Consider the following 18,342-nt stretch of genomic DNA (forward strand, 5'->3'; position numbering starts at 1 on the left):
CTCATAAATAAGGCCTGAATATCTTCATTATTCAGGCCTTATTTGTTTATGCAGTAAAACATTTACCAGGCTAATTAATATCGTCGTGGAGAAGTCTTTCAATAGCGCGCTGAGCAACAACGAGGTGCTGCCCTCCGAATAAATTACTGCGATTTAGCAGGTAATATAACTGGTAGATTGGCTGTCTTGAAATGAAGTCATCCGGAAGCGGCGTTCTGCTTTGATAACCGTCATATAATTGTGGCGGAACATTAGGATACAGCGGAAGCATAGCCAGATCGCATTCCCTGTCGCCCCAGTAACAGGCGGGGTCGAAAATGACCGGTCCGTGTTCGGAAAGGCCACAGTTGTGCGGCCATAAATCGCCGTGTAATAAAGAAGGCTGAGGCTGATGGTTCTGTAAGCGGGCATGAACCATTGCTGTGATATCTTCGATATTGCCGAACGTCATTCCTTTTTCCGCCGCCAGTTGCAACTGCCACCCGATACGCTGTTCGGCAAAGAATGTCGCCCAGCGCCGCTGCCAGCTGTTGGGTTGCGGTAGGGTCGCCAGCTCATTATCGAAATCAAGACCGAATTGCAGTTGCTCGCTCCACTGATGTAACGCGGCAAGTTGCTGCCCTAAAATGTAGGCGTTATGGGCATCCAGAGGCTTTTGCGGGATATATTCCAGCAGCAGGAAACTGTAGTCACGATCGCTGCCAACACCATAAACCTCTGGCACGCGAACCGTCTGACTTCGGGCAAGCAGTGCGAGCTGATCGGCTTCAGCCGCGAAAATAGGGAGCATTTCGCGCGCATTGCACTTCACGAATACATCCCTGTCACCGTAGCTCAACCGCCAGGCCGAGTGAATTTCTCCTCCCGGCAGTTCAACACGTTCGCGGATTTCAGCACTGCCCAGGTGTTCACTCAACAAACGATTGACGGCTTGCCACATGGTATCACCCCTTCTGACTGGCCCGATAATTCATTAAGTTAGCGTTTTTTGTGGTTCAAAAACCCGATCCCGCGCACGGCTGAATCAGATGATGCTGTTAATTTATGCGAATTGTGTCGTGACTGAACTGAGAGTGTAATCAATGAATCTGTTAATTTCAGAATATGTGACGCAAAAGAGGTTTTATATGCAGAATTGTCTTATCGACATGTGTCTAACCCCCTTGTTTAACAAAACAATAATAATAATAGACTAAAAATATATTCAGGTGTGGGAAGAAGATGTATATGCTAGCCCTCGTCCCAGTCGCGAGAGAGAAAACGTGAAACCAAAAATTCTTTATTTGATGGCCGCGCTTTTACTGGCGGGTTGCGCTAAAGAAACACCGGTTAAAACCACGCATTTTTTGAATCCATCGCCACCCATACAAAGCGAAACTTCATTAATGCATCCGGGGCCTTATGGTGATGTTATTCACCAGGCGGCAAATACTTACGGCGTCGACGAAACACTTGTTAAAGCAATCATTCAGGTTGAATCTGGATATAACCCAACCGTTGTCAGTAAATCGAATGCGATTGGGTTAATGCAGCTAAAGGCCTCAACGGCAGGACGCGATGCCTACCGGATGAAAGGACGTTACGGGCAGCCCAGCGCTCATGAACTGAAAGATCCCGCGATGAATATCGACTTGGGCACGGCGTATCTGAGTATCCTCCAGCAGCAGCTGGCGGGGATCAGTAATCCGGAAACCCGTCGTTATGCAACGACGGTGGCCTACGTTAACGGGGCTGGAGCATTACTGAGAACTTTCGCGAAAGATAAAACATACGCAATTGCGAAAATTAATCAGATGTCTCCGCAAGAGTTTTACCAGCATGTGCAGCAGAAACATCCGGCGCCTCAGGCTCCGCGTTATCTGTGGAAAGTGAACAGCGCCTATCTGGCGATGCGTTAAGTTCCGTTTCCCGTCAGTAGCGAATCAGGCTGCTGGCGGGAAATGAGAAATAATTTCAGTCACGCCGTTAATCACAAACTGCACGCCCATACAGACCAGCAAGAATCCCATCAGCCGCGAAATTGCTTCAATCCCGCTTTTCCCAACCAGACGCATAATGCCGCCCGCACTGCGCAATGTGAGCCATAAAATCAGGCTGACCAGAAAGAAAATCAGCACCGGCGCCACTAAAATTACCCAGTGAGGAAAATCTGAACCTTCTCTTATGGTTGATGCGCTGCTGATAATCATCGCAATAGTACCCGGACCCGCGGTGCTGGGCATCGCCAGCGGCACAAACGCGATATTCGGTGAATCCTGTCGTTTCATCTCCTCGGTTTTATTCTCCATCAGTACTTTCTCTTCAACGTGTTGCTGAGGGAAAAGCATTCGGAAACCGATAAATGTGACAATCAGACCGCCCGCAATACGCAAGCCGGGAATTGAAATCCCGAAGGTATTCATCACCAGTTGTCCGGCGTAGTAGGCGACCATCATGATAATGAAAACATATACCGAGGCCATCAGTGACTGCTGATTTCGCTCCTGAGCTGTCATGTTTCCGGATAGCCCAAGCAAAAGGGCAACGGTGGTTAACGGATTTGCCAGCGGAAGAATCACCACTAAACCCAATCCGATGGCCTGGAATAACAGGCTGACTTCTGACATAAATTTCCCTTTAAAAAGCGTTTATGTTTACCTTAGCGTGTCCGGAGGGGATTACACGAAAAATATCCATCTTAAGCAACACAGGTTGCTGGAAATTCGCACTTTACGGGTGGTAAACTCGCTGTCTGTTTTCACGTCGCATCCCGATACAATTACGTGATGTATTCCAGGGTGCCTATATTTGGCAAAGTAAAGCTGAATAGCGTGAATAACTACATGAAATTAAACTCAAATATTTTTCTAGATGTGCTCTGTCGTGTGGGGCACCACTGTAGATTAAGGAATTAACATGCCTGTCATTACTCTTCCTGATGGAAGCCAGCGCGTTTTTGATCGCCCCGTTTCACCTCTTGATGTTGCTCTCGATATCGGTCCTGGTCTGGCGAAAGCCTGTATCGCTGGTCGTGTTAACGGCGAACTGGTTGATGCAACCGATCTGATTGAAACCGACGCGCAACTGGCGATCATCACCGCTAAAGACGAAGCCGGTCTTGAAATTTTGCGTCACTCCTGTGCGCACCTTTTGGGTCATGCCATCAAACAATTGTGGCCAGACACCAAAATGGCTATCGGCCCGGTTATCGATAATGGCTTCTATTATGACGTCGATTTAGATCGTACGCTCACTCAGGAAGACATTGAACTGCTTGAAAAGCGCATGCACGAACTGGCTGAAAAGAATTACGACGTTATTAAAAAGAAAGTCAGCTGGCAGGAAGCGCGCGATACCTTTGCAAGCCGTGGTGAAGAATATAAAGTCGCGATTCTGGATGAAAACATCAGCCATGATGATCGTCCGGGCCTGTATCATCATGAAGAATACGTCGATATGTGCCGCGGCCCGCACGTACCGAACATGCGTTTCTGCCATCATTTCAAACTGCAGAAAACATCCGGTGCTTACTGGCGTGGCAACAGCGACAATAAAATGTTGCAACGTATCTACGGCACTGCCTGGGCAGACAAAAAGCAACTTAATGCCTACATTCAGCGTCTGGAAGAAGCCGGCAAGCGCGATCACCGTAAAATCGGTAAGCAACTCGACCTGTATCACATGCAGGAAGAAGCGCCGGGCATGGTGTTCTGGCACAACGACGGCTGGACTATTTTCCGTGAGCTCGAAGCCTTCGTACGTATGAAACTGAAGTCTTATGACTATCAGGAAGTCAAAGGTCCGTTCATGATGGACCGCGTACTGTGGGAAAAAACAGGTCACTGGGAAAACTACAAAGAAGCGATGTTCACCACGTCTTCTGAAAACCGTGAATACTGCATCAAACCGATGAACTGTCCGGGTCACGTTCAGATCTTCAACCAGGGTCTGAAGTCCTACCGAGACCTGCCGCTGCGTATGGCCGAGTTCGGCAGCTGTCACCGTAATGAGCCATCGGGCGCATTGCATGGCCTGATGCGTGTTCGTGGTTTCACTCAGGACGACGCCCACATCTTCTGTACTGAAGAGCAGGTTCGTGACGAAGTGAACAGCTGTATTCGCATGGTCTACGACATGTACAGCACTTTTGGTTTCGAAAAGATCGTGGTGAAACTGTCCACCCGTCCTGAGAAGCGCATTGGTACTGACGAAATGTGGACTAAGGCAGAAGATGACCTGGCCGCAGCACTGACCGAAAACAAGATTGAATTCGAATATCAGCCGGGTGAAGGTGCGTTCTACGGTCCGAAAATTGAATTTACCTTGCACGATTGTTTGGATCGTGCGTGGCAGTGTGGTACCGTGCAGCTCGACTTTTCATTACCAGGTCGCTTGAACGCCTCCTATATTGGCGAAAGCAACGACCGTCAGGTCCCGGTAATGATTCACCGTGCTATTCTGGGTTCCATGGAGCGCTTCATCGGTATTCTGACCGAAGAATACGCCGGGTTCTTCCCGACCTGGATGGCGCCGGTGCAAGTTGTGATCATGAACATTACTGATTCACAAGCGCCGTATGTCGAAGAATTAACTAAAAAACTGCAAGATGCAGGCATTCGCGTTAAAGCCGACTTGAGAAATGAGAAGATTGGCTTTAAAATCCGCGAACACACGCTGCGCCGTGTTCCTTACATGTTAGTTTGTGGCGATAAAGAGGTCGAATCAGGCAAAGTTGCTGTTCGTACCCGCCGCGGCAAAGACTTAGGAAGCATGGATGTTAGCGAAGTCGTTGACAAACTGCTGGCGGAAATCCGCAGCAGAAGTCTTCATCAACTGGAGGAATAAAGTATTAAAGGCGGAAAACGAGTTCAACCGGCGCGTCCTAATCGCATTAACAAAGAGATTCGCGCGCAAGAAGTTCGCCTCACCGGCGTCGATGGCGAGCAGATTGGTATTGTCAGTCTGAATGAAGCTCTTGAAAAAGCTGAGGAAGCGGGCGTCGATTTAGTAGAAATCAGTCCGAATGCCGAGCCGCCAGTTTGTCGAATCATGGATTACGGCAAATTCCTCTACGAGAAGAGCAAGTCGACCAAAGAGCAGAAAAAGAAACAAAAAGTTATTCAGGTTAAGGAAATCAAATTCCGACCTGGTACCGATGATGGCGACTATCAGGTCAAACTACGCAACCTGATTCGCTTTCTGGAAGATGGCGATAAAGCTAAAATCACCCTGCGTTTCCGTGGGCGTGAAATGGCGCACCAACAGATCGGTATGGAAGTGCTTAACCGCGTCCGTAAAGACCTGTGTGAAGATTCTGAACTGGCCGTTGTCGAATCCTTCCCTACGAAGATCGAAGGTCGTCAGATGATCATGGTGCTCGCACCTAAGAAGAAACAGTAAGGCTTCCAAGTAATCCTGCTACGCGGTGTTCGCACCGCGTATGCTGGATTCGCCTTTCTGATTCATGTTAATAACAATGCGAAGTGGAATTTAAAATGCCAAAGATCAAAACAGTACGCGGCGCCGCTAAACGCTTCAAAAAAACCGCCAACGGTGGTTTTAAGCGTAAGCACGCAAACCTGCGTCATATTCTGACCAAAAAAGCTACTAAGCGTAAACGTCACTTGCGTCCAAAAGGCCTGGTATCCAAGAACGATTTGGGTCTGGTCTCTGCATGTCTGCCGTACGCATAAATACACTTTTTTTAATCTAGAATATAAAACTCAGGAGAGCATATGGCTCGCGTAAAACGTGGTGTGATTGCACGTGCACGTCACAAGAAAATCTTAAAACAGGCGAAAGGTTACTACGGTGCCCGTTCTCGCGTATATCGTGTTGCATTCCAGGCTGTTATCAAAGCTGGTCAATACGCTTACCGTGACCGTCGTCAAAAGAAACGTCAGTTCCGTCAGCTGTGGATCGCGCGTATCAACGCAGCAGCTCGTCAGAACGACATGTCTTACAGCAAATTCATTAACGGCTTGAAAAAAGCTTCTATTGAAATTGACCGTAAGATCTTGGCTGACATCGCAGTATTCGACAAAGTGGTATTTGCCGCTCTGGTCGAAAAAGCGAAAGCAGCACTGGCGTAAGTCAGGTGAAAGAGGGAGCTTGCTCCCTCTTTTATATTTTGTGTTTAAAAACAGGCTGATTCGTTGTTTAATACTGACAGTCCCGTTTACGTCCATGCACAAGAAAGACAATCATTAAGGTAACGCAAGCATGAATGCTGCTATTTTCCGTTTCTTTTTTTACTTTAGCGCCTGACTCAGGAAGGCTTTCGCGCGTAAGAGAAGAAACGAAAAGTAGCGCCTAAGCCTCCCTTGTGGAGGCTTTTTTGTATCTGTGCTTTATACACTAAGGTTCAGGGTCAAAATCGCGCCCCTGATTAATAACGGTTATTTTACATCGGGCCATATTGGCCAGAAGAAGAGGAAAGCAATGCCACATCTCGCAGAGCTGGTTGCCAATGCCAAGGCAGCCGTAGAGAGTGCTCAGGATATCGCCGCGCTGGATAACGTGCGTGTCGAATATCTGGGTAAGAAAGGCCACCTGACACTCCAGATGACGACCCTCCGTGAATTGCCAGCGGAAGAACGTCCGGCAGCAGGCGCAGTGATCAACGAAGCGAAAACGCAGGTTCAGGAAGCCCTGAATGCGCGGAAAAATACGCTGGAATCCGCTGTGCTGAATGCGCGTCTTGCAGAAGAAACGATTGATGTTTCCCTGCCAGGCCGTCGTATCGAAAACGGCGGTTTGCATCCGGTGACCCGTACTATCGACCGCATTGAAACTTTCTTCGGCGAACTCGGCTTTACCGTGGAAACCGGTCCGGAAATTGAAGATGACTATCATAACTTCGATGCTCTGAATATCCCCGGCCACCACCCGGCCCGTGCTGACCACGACACTTTCTGGTTTGACGCTAAGCGCCTGCTGCGTACTCAGACGTCCGGCGTTCAGATCCGCACGATGAAAGATCAGCAACCGCCAATCCGTATTATCGCGCCGGGCCGCGTTTATCGTAACGATTACGACCAGACTCACACCCCGATGTTCCATCAGATGGAAGGCCTGATTGTTGATAAAGACATCAGCTTCTCCAACCTGAAAGGCACGCTGCACGATTTCCTTAACAACTTCTTTGAAGCTGATTTGCAGATCCGTTTCCGTCCTTCTTATTTCCCGTTCACCGAGCCTTCTGCGGAAGTTGACGTTATGGGCAAAAACGGGAAATGGCTGGAAGTGCTGGGTTGCGGCATGGTGCACCCGAACGTATTGCGTAACGTCGGTATTGATCCGGAAGTGTATTCTGGTTTTGCCTTCGGTATGGGGATGGAGCGTCTGACCATGCTGCGTTATGGCGTGACCGATCTGCGTGCATTCTTCGAAAACGATCTGCGTTTCCTCAAACAGTTTAAGTAAGGCGGGAATATCACATGAAATTCAGTGAACTCTGGTTGCGTGAGTGGGTAAACCCAGCCATCAGCAGCGAAGCATTATCAGACCAGATCACCATGGCTGGCCTGGAAGTCGATGGCGTTGAACCTGTCGCGGGCGCTTTTAACGGCGTCGTAGTGGGTGAAGTGGTCGAATGTGGTCAGCATCCGAATGCAGACAAACTGCGCGTAACAAAAGTAAACGTCGGCGGCGACCGTCTGCTGGACATCGTTTGTGGTGCACCAAACTGCCGTCAGGGCCTTAAAGTTGCTGTCGCCACCGTGGGCGCGGTATTGCCGGGTGATTTCAAAATCAAGGCAGCCAAACTGCGTGGCGAACCGTCTGAAGGCATGCTGTGTTCATTCTCTGAACTGGCGATTTCAGATGATCACGATGGCATCATCGAGTTACCGCTGGATGCGCCTGTTGGCACCGATATTCGTGAATTCCTGAAACTGGACGACACGACTATTGAAATCAGCGTGACGCCAAACCGTGCGGATTGCCTGGGTATTCTGGGCGTGGCGCGTGACGTTGCGGTGATTAACCAGCTCCCGCTGGTTGAGCCGGAAATGAATCCGGTTAAAGCCACTATTGATACTGCTATTTCTATCGATGTTCAGGCTCCTCAGGCTTGTCCGCGTTATCTGGGCCGCGTAGTCAAAGGCATCAACGTTAAGGCGCCTACGCCATTGTGGATGCGTGAAAAACTGCGCCGCTGTGGGACGCGTTCAATCGATGCCGTCGTCGATATCACAAACTATGTGCTGCTTGAACTCGGTCAGCCAATGCACGCCTTCGACCTGAACCGTATCGACGGTGGTATCGTTGTGCGTATGGCGAAAAAAGATGAAGCGCTGACTCTGCTTGATGGCACTGAAGCTAAACTGAACGAAGACACGTTGGTGATCGCCGATCACGGTAAAGCACTGGCGATGGCTGGGATTTTCGGTGGTGAACATTCTGGTGTGAACGATGAAACTCAGGACGTGCTGCTGGAATCTGCATTCTTTGCTCCGCTGTCTGTCACCGGCCGCGCGCGCCGTCAGGGTCTGCACACCGACGCTTCGCACCGTTATGAACGTGGCGTTGACCCACAACTGCAATTCAAAGCCATCGAACGTGCAACCGCGTTACTGCTGAGCATTTGTGGTGGCGAAGCGGGTCCGGTTATCGACGTAACGTCAGAAGCTGACTTGCCGAAAGCTGCAACCATTACCCTGCGTCGCGAAAAATTGGATCGCCTGATTGGGCATCACGTTGAAGATGCGCAGGTAACGGACATTCTGACCCGTCTGGGCTGTCAGGTTCAGCATCATGGCGATCACTGGGTCGCTGTCGCGCCAAGCTGGCGTTTCGATATGCAAATTGAAGAAGACCTGGTGGAAGAAGTGGCGCGTGTTTACGGCTACAACAACATTCCAGATGTCCCGGTGAAAGCCAGCCTGGTGATGACTAAACACCGTGAAGCGAATTTGTCACTCAAACGTGTGAAAAATCTGCTGGTTGACCGTGGTTTCCAGGAAGCGATCACCTATAGTTTTGTTGATCCAAAAGTTCAGGCTCTGCTGCATCCGGGTGAAGACGCGCTGATTCTGCCAAGCCCGATCTCGGTAGAAATGTCGGCAATGCGTCTTTCTCTGTGGTCTGGTCTGCTGAGTGCGGTAGTCAATAACCAAAATCGTCAGCAAAGTCGCGTGCGCTTATTTGAAAGCGGCCTGCGCTTTGTGCCTGATACACAAGCCGATTTGGGTATCCGTCAGGACGTCATGCTGTCCGGTGTGATCTCCGGTACGAAAAATGAAGAGCATTGGGATCTGGCGCGTCAGGCAGTTGACTACTACGATTTGAAAGGTGATCTTGAGGCTATTCTTGAGCTTACCGGCAAAATGAACGATGTACAGTTCAAGGTTGAAGCAAATCCTGCACTGCACCCTGGGCAGAGCGCAGCGATTTATTTACACGGCGAACGTATTGGTTTCATTGGTGTAGTACACCCGGAACTGGAACGTAAACTCGATCTCAATGGCCGTACTGTTGTCTTCGAACTGTTATGGAATAAGGTCGCAGACCGCGTACTGCCTGATGCGAAAGAGATTTCCCGCTTCCCGGCGAACCGTCGTGACATCGCTGTTGTTGTGGCTGAAAACGTGCCCGCAGACGATATTTTGGCAGAGTGCAAGAAAGTTGGCGCAAATCAGGTAGTTGGCGTAAACTTGTTTGATGTGTACCGTGGCAAGGGCGTAGCTGAGGGTTATAAGAGCCTGGCTATCAGTCTGGTGTTGCAGGATACCGCCCGTACACTGGAAGAAGAGGAGATCGCCGCTACCGTTGCAAAATGCGTAGAGGCTCTAAAACAGCGATTCCAAGCATCCTTGAGGGATTGAACCTATGGCGCTTACTAAAGCTGAAATGTCAGAACACCTGTTTGAGAAGCTCGGGCTGAGCAAACGGGATGCCAAAGACCTTGTTGAAATATTTTTCGAAGAAGTCCGTCGTGCTTTGGAAAATGGCGAGCAAGTAAAACTGTCTGGCTTTGGCAACTTTGATCTGCGTGACAAAAACCAACGTCCGGGACGTAACCCGAAAACCGGCGAAGATATTCCGATCACGGCGCGTCGTGTGGTGACTTTCCGTCCGGGACAGAAATTGAAAAGTCGTGTTGAGAATGCCACTCCGAAAGAATAAGTAAAATCATCAAAAAGGTCGCGAAAGCGGCCTTTTTTTTACCTATTTTTTGTGATCATCCTCACGTAAGTTCGGCGGGGGATTTTACGCTTTTAAGTTATTAGCACAGAAAGTGAAAAGATAGTGTTAAAGGGGTGGGCGCTTCAGGATTAGTCTGATAGATTAAATTTCAAGTCTGGAATGGAACGTAATTATCAATTGATGTGTAAGTGATGATAATTAAAAAAGGAGCCGAAGCCCCTTAAGTTAAATAGCTCAATATGTTCAGGTTAAAATGCGCACGCATTTATTCTCCCGACGAGTGACCTGAAAATATACGAGTCAGATTAGAAAGTTAAATTAATGGTTGTAGAACATACGCGGTCCACCAGGGCCACCGCCGCCATGACCACCACCGTGACCGCCACCACCAGGGCCCCAGAACGGCGGGAATAAACAGCCACTGAGGCTGACGACGACCAGAGCTACGCTAAATAAAGCTAAAATACGACGCATATGAGACATCCTTTATTTGAATAAACAAGGCGAGTATAAAGAGATCGCAACAACGTTGTTGTCAGACTTACGTTAAGATTTGTTAGAGTCGTAATAAGATTTGAATAGATAATAATCTTCATCCTGTTGAGTTATTTCAATCAGGATATATTTGTATTTTTATTGTAAGGGCTCGGCAAGTTATCCGAAAATACGCTTATTTCTCATGTTCACTTCTTTTGCCTGCTGATATAAAAAACACGTCATAAAAAATAAAGAAGGCGTGACCATCGTGAAAAAATCTCTCTTATTGCTTTGTTGTGCACTGGCATTGCCTGTGATCGCGCAGGCAAATGTTTCTATTGACGTTAATGTCCCTGGCGTAACGCTCCACCTCGGGGATCAGGATCAGCGCGGCTACTACTGGGATGGCTATGACTGGCGTCCGCCGCAGTGGTGGCACGAGCATCAGGGCCATCATTACGGTGACCGTAATGAGCATGGCATGTACTGGCATGGCGATCGCTGGGATTCCAAGCCGCCACAGCGCAGGCATTCGAATCCACCGCCAAGACCGCAGCCACATGATCAGGGCCGTCCAAACGGCGGCGATCACCATGGCAACAACAACGGTCATCCTGGCGGCAACGGCCAGCAGGGCGGTCATAACGATCAACATAATGATCAACACGGGAACGGTCAGCCGATCCCGCCGGACGGTCATCAGGGGCATTAATCGCCCGGTGAACGAAAAATACTTCCTAAGCCGGTGCTCAGTCACCGGCTTTTTTCATTTCTGCTTCCCTGTTGTGGAGCTAACTGCCTAATATCGGTAGGATAGTAAAATTCCAGCCACCGGAATTCAGCCTCAGGAATCCGATATTCATGCCTATCCCGCAGACTTTTTCTGCTCTCGAACACCAACAAAAATCACGCGACCGTCTCTGGCTCTCCGGGCTGAGCGTATTGCTGCTGCTGATTGGTGTGCTCAGCCTGAGTGCGGGTGAGCGCTGGCTCTGGCCGGATCAATGGCTGAGCAGCGAGGCGCGTCTTTTCGTCTGGCAGTTGCGTCTGCCCCGGGCGATTGCGGTGATTCTGGTCGGCGCAAGCCTGGCTGTTGCCGGATCGGTTATGCAGTCGCTGTTTGAAAACCCGCTTGCAGAACCCGGTTTGCTTGGTGTTGCAAACGGCGCTGGCGTGGCGCTGGTTTTTTGTGTGATGCTCAGTCACGGATTTATGCCGGTCTGGGCCATGAGTATCGCAGCCGTCGCGGGCGCGCTGATTGTGACGGCTTTTCTTTTGTATGTTGCGCGAAAACGCCTGTTGACCAATGCGCGGATGCTGCTGGTTGGTGTTGCGATTGGGATTGTGTGCAGTGCGCTCATGACGTGGGCGATTTATTTCAGCGACAACCTCGATCTGCGCCAGCTGATGTACTGGATGATGGGCGGATTTGGCGGCGTGGACTGGAATCAGATCTGGCTGGGCGCGATGCTGCTGCCGGTTCTCCTGTGGCTTATCTTTCAGGGAAAGTCGCTCAATTTACTTTCCCTGGGTACGCAACAGGCACAGCAACTGGGGATATCCCTCCGCGCCTGGCGGTTTATTCTGGTACTTTCGGTCGGCTGGATGGTGGGCATCAGCGTGGCGCTGGCCGGAGTGATCGGTTTTATCGGGCTGGTTATTCCACATATTCTCCGGCTTTGCGGGATCACCGATCAGCGCCGTTTGCTGCCGGCCTGCGCCCTGAGCGGAGCGGCAGTGTTGCTGCTGGCCGATGTTATCGCGCGCATTGGTTTATATGCGGCGGAGCTGCCCGTCGGCGTCGTGACCGCCACGCTCGGCGCACCGGTGTTTATCTGGCTGCTGGTCAGAAACGGACAAATCCGCTGATCCTTTCTGAAGGGTCGGCTATGCTCTTCCTTTACCTAACCCACAAAACTCAGGACTAAACGATGAGTAACACTATTTTTGATATTTCCCTGAAAACCATCGACGGCGAAACAACAACGTTGGGCGCTTACAAAGGTTCGGTACTTCTGGTTGTTAACGTGGCGTCGCAGTGTGGCCTGACCAAGCAGTACGAAGGGCTGGAAAGCCTTTATCAGGAATTACATCCGGAAGGTTTTGAAGTTCTCGGGTTCCCGTGCAACGAGTTTGGTGCGCAGGAACCGGGTACAGAAGATGAAATCAAAACCTTCTGTACCACGAATTTTGGCGTGAAATTCCCGATGTTCAGCAAAATTGACGTTAACGGCGAGCACCGGCATCCGCTGTATTCCGCGCTGGTCGCTGCCCGTCCGGAAGCGCTTAAACCGAAAGACAGCGCGTTTTACGAACGTCTGGCCAGCAAAGGTCGTGAACCTGTTAAGCCGGAAAATATCCTGTGGAATTTTGAAAAATTCCTGATTGGGCGCGACGGCACGGTGCTCGGGCGTTTCGCGCCGGACATGACGCCGGAAGATCCGCTGCTGACTGATGCCATTAAAGCCGCACTGGCGAAATAGTCCATTTTTGATAAAAGAGCAGGGAACGCAGATGCTGGAATGTCGTGAGGTGAGCGTTAGCGGGCGTCTTCGTGCGTTTAGCGCCCGGGTTTCGTCCGGCAGCCGGATCCACCTTATCGGCCCGAACGGGGCGGGGAAAAGTACCCTGCTGGCCCGGCTGGCGGGGATTTCCGGTTCTGACGGTGACGTTTTTATCGGCAAGGAAAACCTGACAGAAATCTCAGGACCGCGTCTGGCACGTCTGCGTGCGTGGCTCTGTCAGCAACTGACGCCAGCGTCGCTGATGCCGGTCTTTCAGTATCTGTCATTGCATCAGCCGCCGGGCGTCTCACCGGCTCTTTTAGAAAATACGATTGGCCGGTTGTGTGATGCGTTACAGCTCAGCGATAAACTTTCACGGCCTGTAACGCATCTCTCCGGTGGAGAGTGGCAGCGCGTCAGGCTGGCGGCGGTATTATTGCAGGTCTGGCCGGAAGTGAATCCCGACAGTCGGTTACTGTTTCTCGATGAACCGGCAAACAGTCTGGATGTTGCACAACAGCAGGCACTTGATCAGCTTCTGAATGAGTTTTGTGCCGCCGGACGTTCCCTTATCGTCAGTGACCATGATCTGAACCATACCTTGCATCACGCGCATCAGGTCTGGTTAATGTCGGCGGGCGAAGTGGTCGCCGCAGGTGAATGTTCGGAGGTTATGCAGGCTGAAGCACTTTCTACTGTATATAAAGTTCCCTTTCAGATACATGCTCTGGCGGGGCGTCGCTGGATAATGACAACACCGACATTAATCTGAGTTTAATGAATAGCGTTTTAATTATATATTTATTGAGTTTTCAACATTGGCGGCGTGCTTATATTGTTCATAAAAAATACAGTGGTCAGTTTTTTTCCATAAAGTTCATTTTTTTAATTGAGAAATGAATAATGTAACTTTCTGTTATTGAAAGGTTTTGTTGTTTCCTGTTTGTTTATTTCCACTCCATTTACTTTCTGTTTAACTTCACAAAACTGGAAAATCCTTAAGGTTAAATTAAGCTTAAACCGACATCATAAGAGTCATAATTTCAGGGCAGCGTTTACTTACGGTTAAATAAATGCGGTCTAAAGTCGGTATGAGTTAATTACCTTTTGGGATAGCGTAATGGAAAACTTTTTGCCTTTCTCCCGCCCGTCGATGGGTGATGAAGAGATTGAGGCTGTGGGGCAGGTTTTGCGCTCCGGTTGGATCACCACCGGGCCGCAGACACACCAGCTCGAACAGGATTTTTCTGCAGCTTTCGGTTGTAAGCACGCAATAGCGGTCAGTTCCGCGACCGGCGGTATGCACGTAACGTTGATGGCGCTGGGTATTGGCCCCGGCGATGAAGTCATTACTCCTTCCCAGACCTGGGTTTCCACCATAAACATGATTGTTCTGCTTGGTGCAGAACCGGTCATGATTGATGTGGATCCCGATACCCTGATGGTCAGTGCAGAAGCCGTTGCGGCGGCCATCACGCCGAAAACCAAAGCGATTATTCCTGTCCACTACGCGGGCGCGCCTTTGGATCTTGATCCGATTTATGCCGTGGCAAATCAGCACGGTATCCGTGTGATTGAAGATGCCGCGCACGCGGCAGGCACGCGTTACCGTGACCGCTGGATTGGCGCGCAGGGGACTGCTATTTTTTCTTTCCACGCCATCAAGAATATGACCTGCGCCGAAGGCGGTCTGATAGCGACCGATGACGACGCGCTGGCTGATAAAGTCCGCGCACTGAAATTCCACGGTCTGGCTGTTGATGCGTTTGACCGTCAGGTTCAGGGCCGCAAACCGCAGGCTGAAGTGATTGAGCCAGGTTTCAAATACAACCTTTCCGATATTCACGCCTCTATTGCTGTCGTCCAGCTTAAGCGTCTGACGGAAATCAACGCACGCCGTACCGAACTGGCGCAACGTTATCTCGATAAATTGCAGGGTTCTCCTTTCCTGCCGATGGGTATTCCGGCGTATCCTCATCTGCATGCGTGGCATTTATTCATGATCCGCGTGGATAAAGAACGCTGCGGGATCACCCGTGATGCGCTGATGGAACGCCTGAAAGAGCAGGGCATCGGAACGGGTTTGCATTTCCGTGCTGCCCATACTCAAAAATATTACCGCGAACGCTATCCTGACCTGAGCTTGCCAAACAGCGAATGGAATACCGATCGTTTATGCAGTCTGCCGCTGTTCCCGGACATGCAGGACAGCGACGTTGACCGTGTTGTCGCGGCTCTTTTTTCCCTTCTGGAGGCGCAGTAGTGGCGCAATATGAACCTATTCGTAAAGTCTCGGTAGTTATCCCGGTCTATAACGAAGAAGAAAGTCTGCCGGCGTTGCTGTCCCGGACGCAGGCCGCATGTAAACAATTAACGCAACAATACGAAATCATTCTGGTCGATGACGGGAGTGCGGATCGTTCCGCCGATATGCTCACCGTCGCTGCGGAAGAAGCGGACAGCCATATTATTGCGGTTTTGCTTAACCGCAATTACGGTCAGCACTCTGCAATCATGGCTGGTTTCAGTCATGTGACGGGGGATCTGGTAATTACGCTGGACGCTGACCTGCAAAACCCGCCGGAAGAAATTCCACGTCTCGTGGCGAAAGCTGACGAAGGTTACGACGTTGTCGGTACTGTTCGTGCAAACCGTCGCGATTCCTGGTTCCGCAAAACTGCTTCCAAGATGATCAACATGATGATCCAGCGTGCGACCGGGAAATCGATGGGCGATTACGGTTGTATGCTTCGCGCTTACCGCCGTCACATCATTGAAGCCATGTTGCACTGCCATGAGCGCAGCACGTTTATTCCTATTCTGGCGAATACCTTCGCCCGCAAAACGGTCGAAATTCCGGTTCAGCATTCCGAACGCGAATTTGGTGATTCCAAATACAGCCTGATGAAACTGATCAACCTGATGTATGACCTGATCACCTGTCTGACCACAACACCGCTGCGCATGCTCAGCGTAGTGGGCAGCGTGATTGCCATCTTCGGTTTCCTTCTGGCCGTGTTCCTGATTTTAATGCGCCTCATCAACGGCCCTGAATGGGCGGCAGAAGGTGTGTTCACGCTATTTGCATTGTTATTCATGTTTATCGGTGCGCAGTTTGTCGGTATGGGTTTACTCGGTGAATACATCGGGCGTATCTACAACGATGTTCGTGCACGTCCCCGTTATTTCGTTCAAAAAGTCGTCGGAGTTCGTTCCGAAGAAAACAGTCAGGAAGAAGAGTGATGAAAGCGATTGTATTTGCCTACCATGATATTGGTTGCGTTGGTTTACAGGCTTTGGTTGATGCAGGCTACGACGTACAGGCAGTCTTTACCCATACTGATGCCCCGAATGAAAATCAGTTTTTCTCTTCAGTTGCCCGCGTAGGTGCTGATCTCAATCTGCCAGTTTATGCACCGGAAGATGTTAACCATCCGCTGTGGGTGGACCGCATTCGTGCCTTGCAGCCTGATGTGATTTTCTCTTTCTACTACCGCAACATGCTGAGCGAGGAGATTTTATCTCTCGCGCCGCGCGGTGGGTTCAACCTGCATGGTTCTTTGTTACCACGCTATCGTGGCCGCGCTCCGGTGAACTGGGCGCTGCTCAATGGCGAAACGGAAACCGGCGTTACCCTGCACAAAATGGTGAAACGTCCTGACGCGGGCGACATCGTTGGCCAGCAGAAAGTCACGATTACCGCGGATGATACGGCGCTGAAACTGCACGCCAAGGTGCGTGAAGCGGCGAAAGAGTTGCTGACCAAACTGCTGCCGGAAATGAAAGCAGGTAAAATCAGCCTGACGCCGCAAGACGAAACGCAGGCGAGCTATTTTGGTCGTCGCACCGCAGCTGACGGTGAAATTCACTGGCACAAATCTGCGACAGAAATTAACAACCTGATCCGCGCCGTGACCGAACCTTATCCGGGGGCATTCTCTTATCTGGGTCAGCGTAAACTGACTATATGGCGTGCGCGTCCGCTGGCGACTCAGCATGACAAACAGCCGGGCACCGTGCTTTCTTCTGATCCGCTGACCATCGCCTGTGGCGAAGGTGCGCTGGAAGTGCTGGCAGGGCAGAGCGAAAACGGTCTGTATGTTCAGGGTTCCCGTCTGGCGCTTGAACTGGGCATTATGCCGGACATGCGTGTCGCCACTCTGCCAACGGCTGTGATGAAACGCCGTACCCGCGTTCTGATTCTGGGTGTGAACGGTTTTATCGGTAACCACCTGAGCGAACGTCTGCTACGTGAAGATCGTTATGAAATTTACGGTCTGGATATCAGCTCTGACGCGGTCAGCCGCTTCATGGATAATCCGCACTTCCACTTTGTTGAAGGCGATATCAGCATCCATTCCGAGTGGATCGAATATCACATTAAAAAATGTGACGTCGTGTTGCCGCTGGTGGCCATCGCAACGCCAATCGAATATACCCGCAACCCGCTGCGCGTATTCGAACTGGATTTTGAAGAAAACCTGAAGATTGTCCGCGACTGCGTGAAATACAAAAAACGCATTATCTTCCCGTCCACGTCTGAAGTTTATGGCATGTGTGATGACAAAGAGTTTGATGAAGATAACTCCCGTCTGATCGTCGGCCCGATCAACAAACAGCGCTGGATTTACTCTGTGTCCAAGCAACTGCTGGATCGCGTAATCTGGGCTTACGGCGCGAAAGAAGGGCTGAAATTCACCCTGTTCCGTCCGTTTAACTGGATGGGACCTCGTCTCGATAACCTGGATGCGGCACGTATCGGCAGTTCTCGAGCCATCACTCAGCTGATCCTCAACCTGGTTGAAGGCTCACCGATTAAGCTGGTGGACGGCGGCGAGCAGAAACGCTGCTTCACTGATATCAACGACGGTATCGAAGCGCTGTTCCGCATTATCGAAAACCGCGACAACCTGTGCGACGGCCAGATCATCAACATCGGTAATCCAACCAACGAAGCAAGCATTCGTGAGCTGGCCGAAATGTTGCTGAGCAGCTTCGAAGCCCACCCGTTGCGCGCACAGTTCCCGCCTTTTGCCGGTTTCAATCTGGTCGAAAGCAGCACGTATTACGGCAAAGGCTATCAGGACGTTGAGCACCGCACGCCAAGCATCAAAAATGCGCGCCGTCTGCTGAACTGGAAACCGGAAATCGGCATGGATAAAACCGTCGCTGATACGCTGGATTTCTTCCTGCGTTCTGTCAATCCTGATGCTGACAAAGCCTGAAACGGTGT

General features: G+C 50.5%; 19 protein-coding genes and 1 other annotated feature. Of the genes, 16 read left to right on the forward strand and 3 right to left on the reverse strand.

Features of this window, described 5'->3' with window-relative positions:
• Positions 1–70: 70 nt before the first annotated feature.
• Positions 71–940 (reverse strand): fructosamine kinase family protein, encoded by an 870-nt coding sequence (locus tag J1782_RS17550; protein ID WP_217153620.1) that lies wholly within the window; start codon positions 938–940, stop codon positions 71–73.
• A 322-nt stretch (positions 941–1,262) separates the two neighbouring features.
• Between J1782_RS17550 and J1782_RS17555 the strand changes: the two genes are divergently transcribed.
• On the forward strand, positions 1,263–1,898 hold the full coding sequence (locus J1782_RS17555) for a transglycosylase SLT domain-containing protein (protein ID WP_152326331.1): 636 nt from the start codon (positions 1,263–1,265) through the stop codon (positions 1,896–1,898).
• Between the two features lie 24 nt (positions 1,899–1,922).
• On the opposite strand, the gene J1782_RS17560 is transcribed toward J1782_RS17555, so the two are convergent.
• Positions 1,923–2,606 carry a MarC family NAAT transporter gene (locus J1782_RS17560; RefSeq protein ID WP_152325690.1) on the reverse strand — a complete coding sequence of 228 codons (684 nt, stop codon included), beginning with the start codon at positions 2,604–2,606 and terminating at the stop codon, positions 1,923–1,925.
• A gap of 289 nt (positions 2,607–2,895) precedes the next feature.
• Here J1782_RS17560 and thrS point away from each other — a divergent pair, with 289 nt between their 5' ends.
• From thrS to ihfA, 8 genes are all read left to right on the forward strand, one after another.
• On the forward strand, positions 2,896–4,824 hold the full coding sequence (gene thrS, locus J1782_RS17565; protein WP_101077102.1) for a threonine--tRNA ligase: 1,929 nt from the start codon (positions 2,896–2,898) through the stop codon (positions 4,822–4,824).
• Between the two features lie 3 nt (positions 4,825–4,827).
• On the forward strand, positions 4,828–5,379 hold the full coding sequence (gene infC, locus J1782_RS17570; RefSeq protein WP_013576136.1) for a translation initiation factor IF-3: 552 nt from the start codon (positions 4,828–4,830) through the stop codon (positions 5,377–5,379).
• A gap of 95 nt (positions 5,380–5,474) precedes the next feature.
• On the forward strand, positions 5,475–5,672 hold the full coding sequence (gene rpmI, locus J1782_RS17575; RefSeq protein ID WP_013576135.1) for a 50S ribosomal protein L35: 198 nt from the start codon (positions 5,475–5,477) through the stop codon (positions 5,670–5,672).
• Positions 5,673–5,714: 42 nt separating this feature from the next.
• Positions 5,715–6,071 carry a 50S ribosomal protein L20 gene (gene rplT / locus J1782_RS17580; RefSeq protein ID WP_056773451.1) on the forward strand — a complete coding sequence of 119 codons (357 nt, stop codon included), beginning with the start codon at positions 5,715–5,717 and terminating at the stop codon, positions 6,069–6,071.
• A 125-nt stretch (positions 6,072–6,196) separates the two neighbouring features.
• Positions 6,197–6,321 (forward strand) — a sequence feature (Phe leader region).
• Positions 6,202–6,246: a pheST operon leader peptide PheM gene (gene pheM, locus J1782_RS17585; RefSeq protein WP_106120997.1), complete on the forward strand. Its 45-nt coding sequence runs from the start codon at positions 6,202–6,204 to the stop codon at positions 6,244–6,246. (Overlaps the previous feature by 45 nt.)
• A gap of 99 nt (positions 6,322–6,420) precedes the next feature.
• On the forward strand, positions 6,421–7,404 hold the full coding sequence (gene pheS / locus J1782_RS17590) for a phenylalanine--tRNA ligase subunit alpha (protein ID WP_152325692.1): 984 nt from the start codon (positions 6,421–6,423) through the stop codon (positions 7,402–7,404).
• Between the two features lie 14 nt (positions 7,405–7,418).
• Positions 7,419–9,806 (forward strand): phenylalanine--tRNA ligase subunit beta, encoded by a 2,388-nt coding sequence (gene pheT / locus J1782_RS17595; RefSeq protein WP_217153621.1) that lies wholly within the window; start codon positions 7,419–7,421, stop codon positions 9,804–9,806.
• A gap of 4 nt (positions 9,807–9,810) precedes the next feature.
• Complete coding sequence (ihfA, locus tag J1782_RS17600; protein ID WP_004089944.1) at positions 9,811–10,107, forward strand: integration host factor subunit alpha; 297 nt, start codon at positions 9,811–9,813, stop codon at positions 10,105–10,107.
• A gap of 339 nt (positions 10,108–10,446) precedes the next feature.
• Here the strand turns inward: ihfA and J1782_RS17605 are convergent, their stop codons facing one another.
• A complete protein-coding gene (locus tag J1782_RS17605) occupies positions 10,447–10,602 on the reverse strand; it encodes a hypothetical protein (RefSeq protein WP_165056879.1) in 156 nt (51 codons plus the stop codon).
• 271 nt (positions 10,603–10,873) lie between these two features.
• On the opposite strand from J1782_RS17605, the gene J1782_RS17610 reads away from it, so the two are divergent.
• The 7 genes from J1782_RS17610 to arnA all read left to right on the forward strand — a co-directional run bounded on the left by J1782_RS17610 (position 10,874) and on the right by arnA (position 18,334).
• Positions 10,874–11,317, forward strand: coding sequence for a DUF2502 domain-containing protein (locus J1782_RS17610; RefSeq protein WP_152325694.1), 444 nt, complete (start codon positions 10,874–10,876; stop codon positions 11,315–11,317).
• A 149-nt stretch (positions 11,318–11,466) separates the two neighbouring features.
• Complete coding sequence (btuC, locus tag J1782_RS17615; protein WP_152325695.1) at positions 11,467–12,474, forward strand: vitamin B12 ABC transporter permease BtuC; 1,008 nt, start codon at positions 11,467–11,469, stop codon at positions 12,472–12,474.
• Positions 12,475–12,536: 62 nt separating this feature from the next.
• Entirely contained in the window at positions 12,537–13,088 is a 552-nt protein-coding gene (locus tag J1782_RS17620; RefSeq protein ID WP_152325696.1) for a glutathione peroxidase, read from the forward strand.
• A 31-nt stretch (positions 13,089–13,119) separates the two neighbouring features.
• Complete coding sequence (gene btuD / locus J1782_RS17625; protein WP_217153622.1) at positions 13,120–13,881, forward strand: vitamin B12 ABC transporter ATP-binding protein BtuD; 762 nt, start codon at positions 13,120–13,122, stop codon at positions 13,879–13,881.
• Between the two features lie 348 nt (positions 13,882–14,229).
• On the forward strand, positions 14,230–15,372 hold the full coding sequence (gene arnB / locus J1782_RS17630) for a UDP-4-amino-4-deoxy-L-arabinose aminotransferase (protein WP_165056881.1): 1,143 nt from the start codon (positions 14,230–14,232) through the stop codon (positions 15,370–15,372).
• Positions 15,372–16,352, forward strand: coding sequence for an undecaprenyl-phosphate 4-deoxy-4-formamido-L-arabinose transferase (gene arnC / locus J1782_RS17635; protein WP_152325699.1), 981 nt, complete (start codon positions 15,372–15,374; stop codon positions 16,350–16,352). Before arnB ends, arnC begins: the two co-directional genes overlap by 1 nt.
• Positions 16,352–18,334 carry a bifunctional UDP-4-amino-4-deoxy-L-arabinose formyltransferase/UDP-glucuronic acid oxidase ArnA gene (gene arnA / locus J1782_RS17640; RefSeq protein WP_217153623.1) on the forward strand — a complete coding sequence of 661 codons (1,983 nt, stop codon included), beginning with the start codon at positions 16,352–16,354 and terminating at the stop codon, positions 18,332–18,334. Before arnC ends, arnA begins: the two co-directional genes overlap by 1 nt.
• Positions 18,335–18,342 lie beyond the last annotated feature (8 nt).

Origin of the sequence: Rahnella sp. BCC 1045 (assembly GCF_019049615.1) — a bacterium.
Lineage (GTDB): Bacteria > Pseudomonadota > Gammaproteobacteria > Enterobacterales > Enterobacteriaceae > Rahnella > Rahnella contaminans.

Coding starts and splice junctions, on each gene's coding strand:
- rplT (WP_056773451.1), top strand. CDS start 5,715: ATGGCTCGCGTAAAACGTGGTGTGATTGCACGTGCACGTCACAAGAAA.
- btuD (WP_217153622.1), top strand. CDS start 13,120: ATGCTGGAATGTCGTGAGGTGAGCGTTAGCGGGCGTCTTCGTGCGTTT.
- btuC (WP_152325695.1), top strand. CDS start 11,467: ATGCCTATCCCGCAGACTTTTTCTGCTCTCGAACACCAACAAAAATCA.
- J1782_RS17560 (WP_152325690.1), bottom strand. CDS start 2,606: ATGTCAGAAGTCAGCCTGTTATTCCAGGCCATCGGATTGGGTTTAGTG.
- pheT (WP_217153621.1), top strand. CDS start 7,419: ATGAAATTCAGTGAACTCTGGTTGCGTGAGTGGGTAAACCCAGCCATC.
- thrS (WP_101077102.1), top strand. CDS start 2,896: ATGCCTGTCATTACTCTTCCTGATGGAAGCCAGCGCGTTTTTGATCGC.
- arnB (WP_165056881.1), top strand. CDS start 14,230: ATGGAAAACTTTTTGCCTTTCTCCCGCCCGTCGATGGGTGATGAAGAG.
- J1782_RS17620 (WP_152325696.1), top strand. CDS start 12,537: ATGAGTAACACTATTTTTGATATTTCCCTGAAAACCATCGACGGCGAA.
- arnA (WP_217153623.1), top strand. CDS start 16,352: ATGAAAGCGATTGTATTTGCCTACCATGATATTGGTTGCGTTGGTTTA.
- ihfA (WP_004089944.1), top strand. CDS start 9,811: ATGGCGCTTACTAAAGCTGAAATGTCAGAACACCTGTTTGAGAAGCTC.
- rpmI (WP_013576135.1), top strand. CDS start 5,475: ATGCCAAAGATCAAAACAGTACGCGGCGCCGCTAAACGCTTCAAAAAA.
- J1782_RS17605 (WP_165056879.1), bottom strand. CDS start 10,602: ATGCGTCGTATTTTAGCTTTATTTAGCGTAGCTCTGGTCGTCGTCAGC.
- J1782_RS17550 (WP_217153620.1), bottom strand. CDS start 940: ATGTGGCAAGCCGTCAATCGTTTGTTGAGTGAACACCTGGGCAGTGCT.
- pheS (WP_152325692.1), top strand. CDS start 6,421: ATGCCACATCTCGCAGAGCTGGTTGCCAATGCCAAGGCAGCCGTAGAG.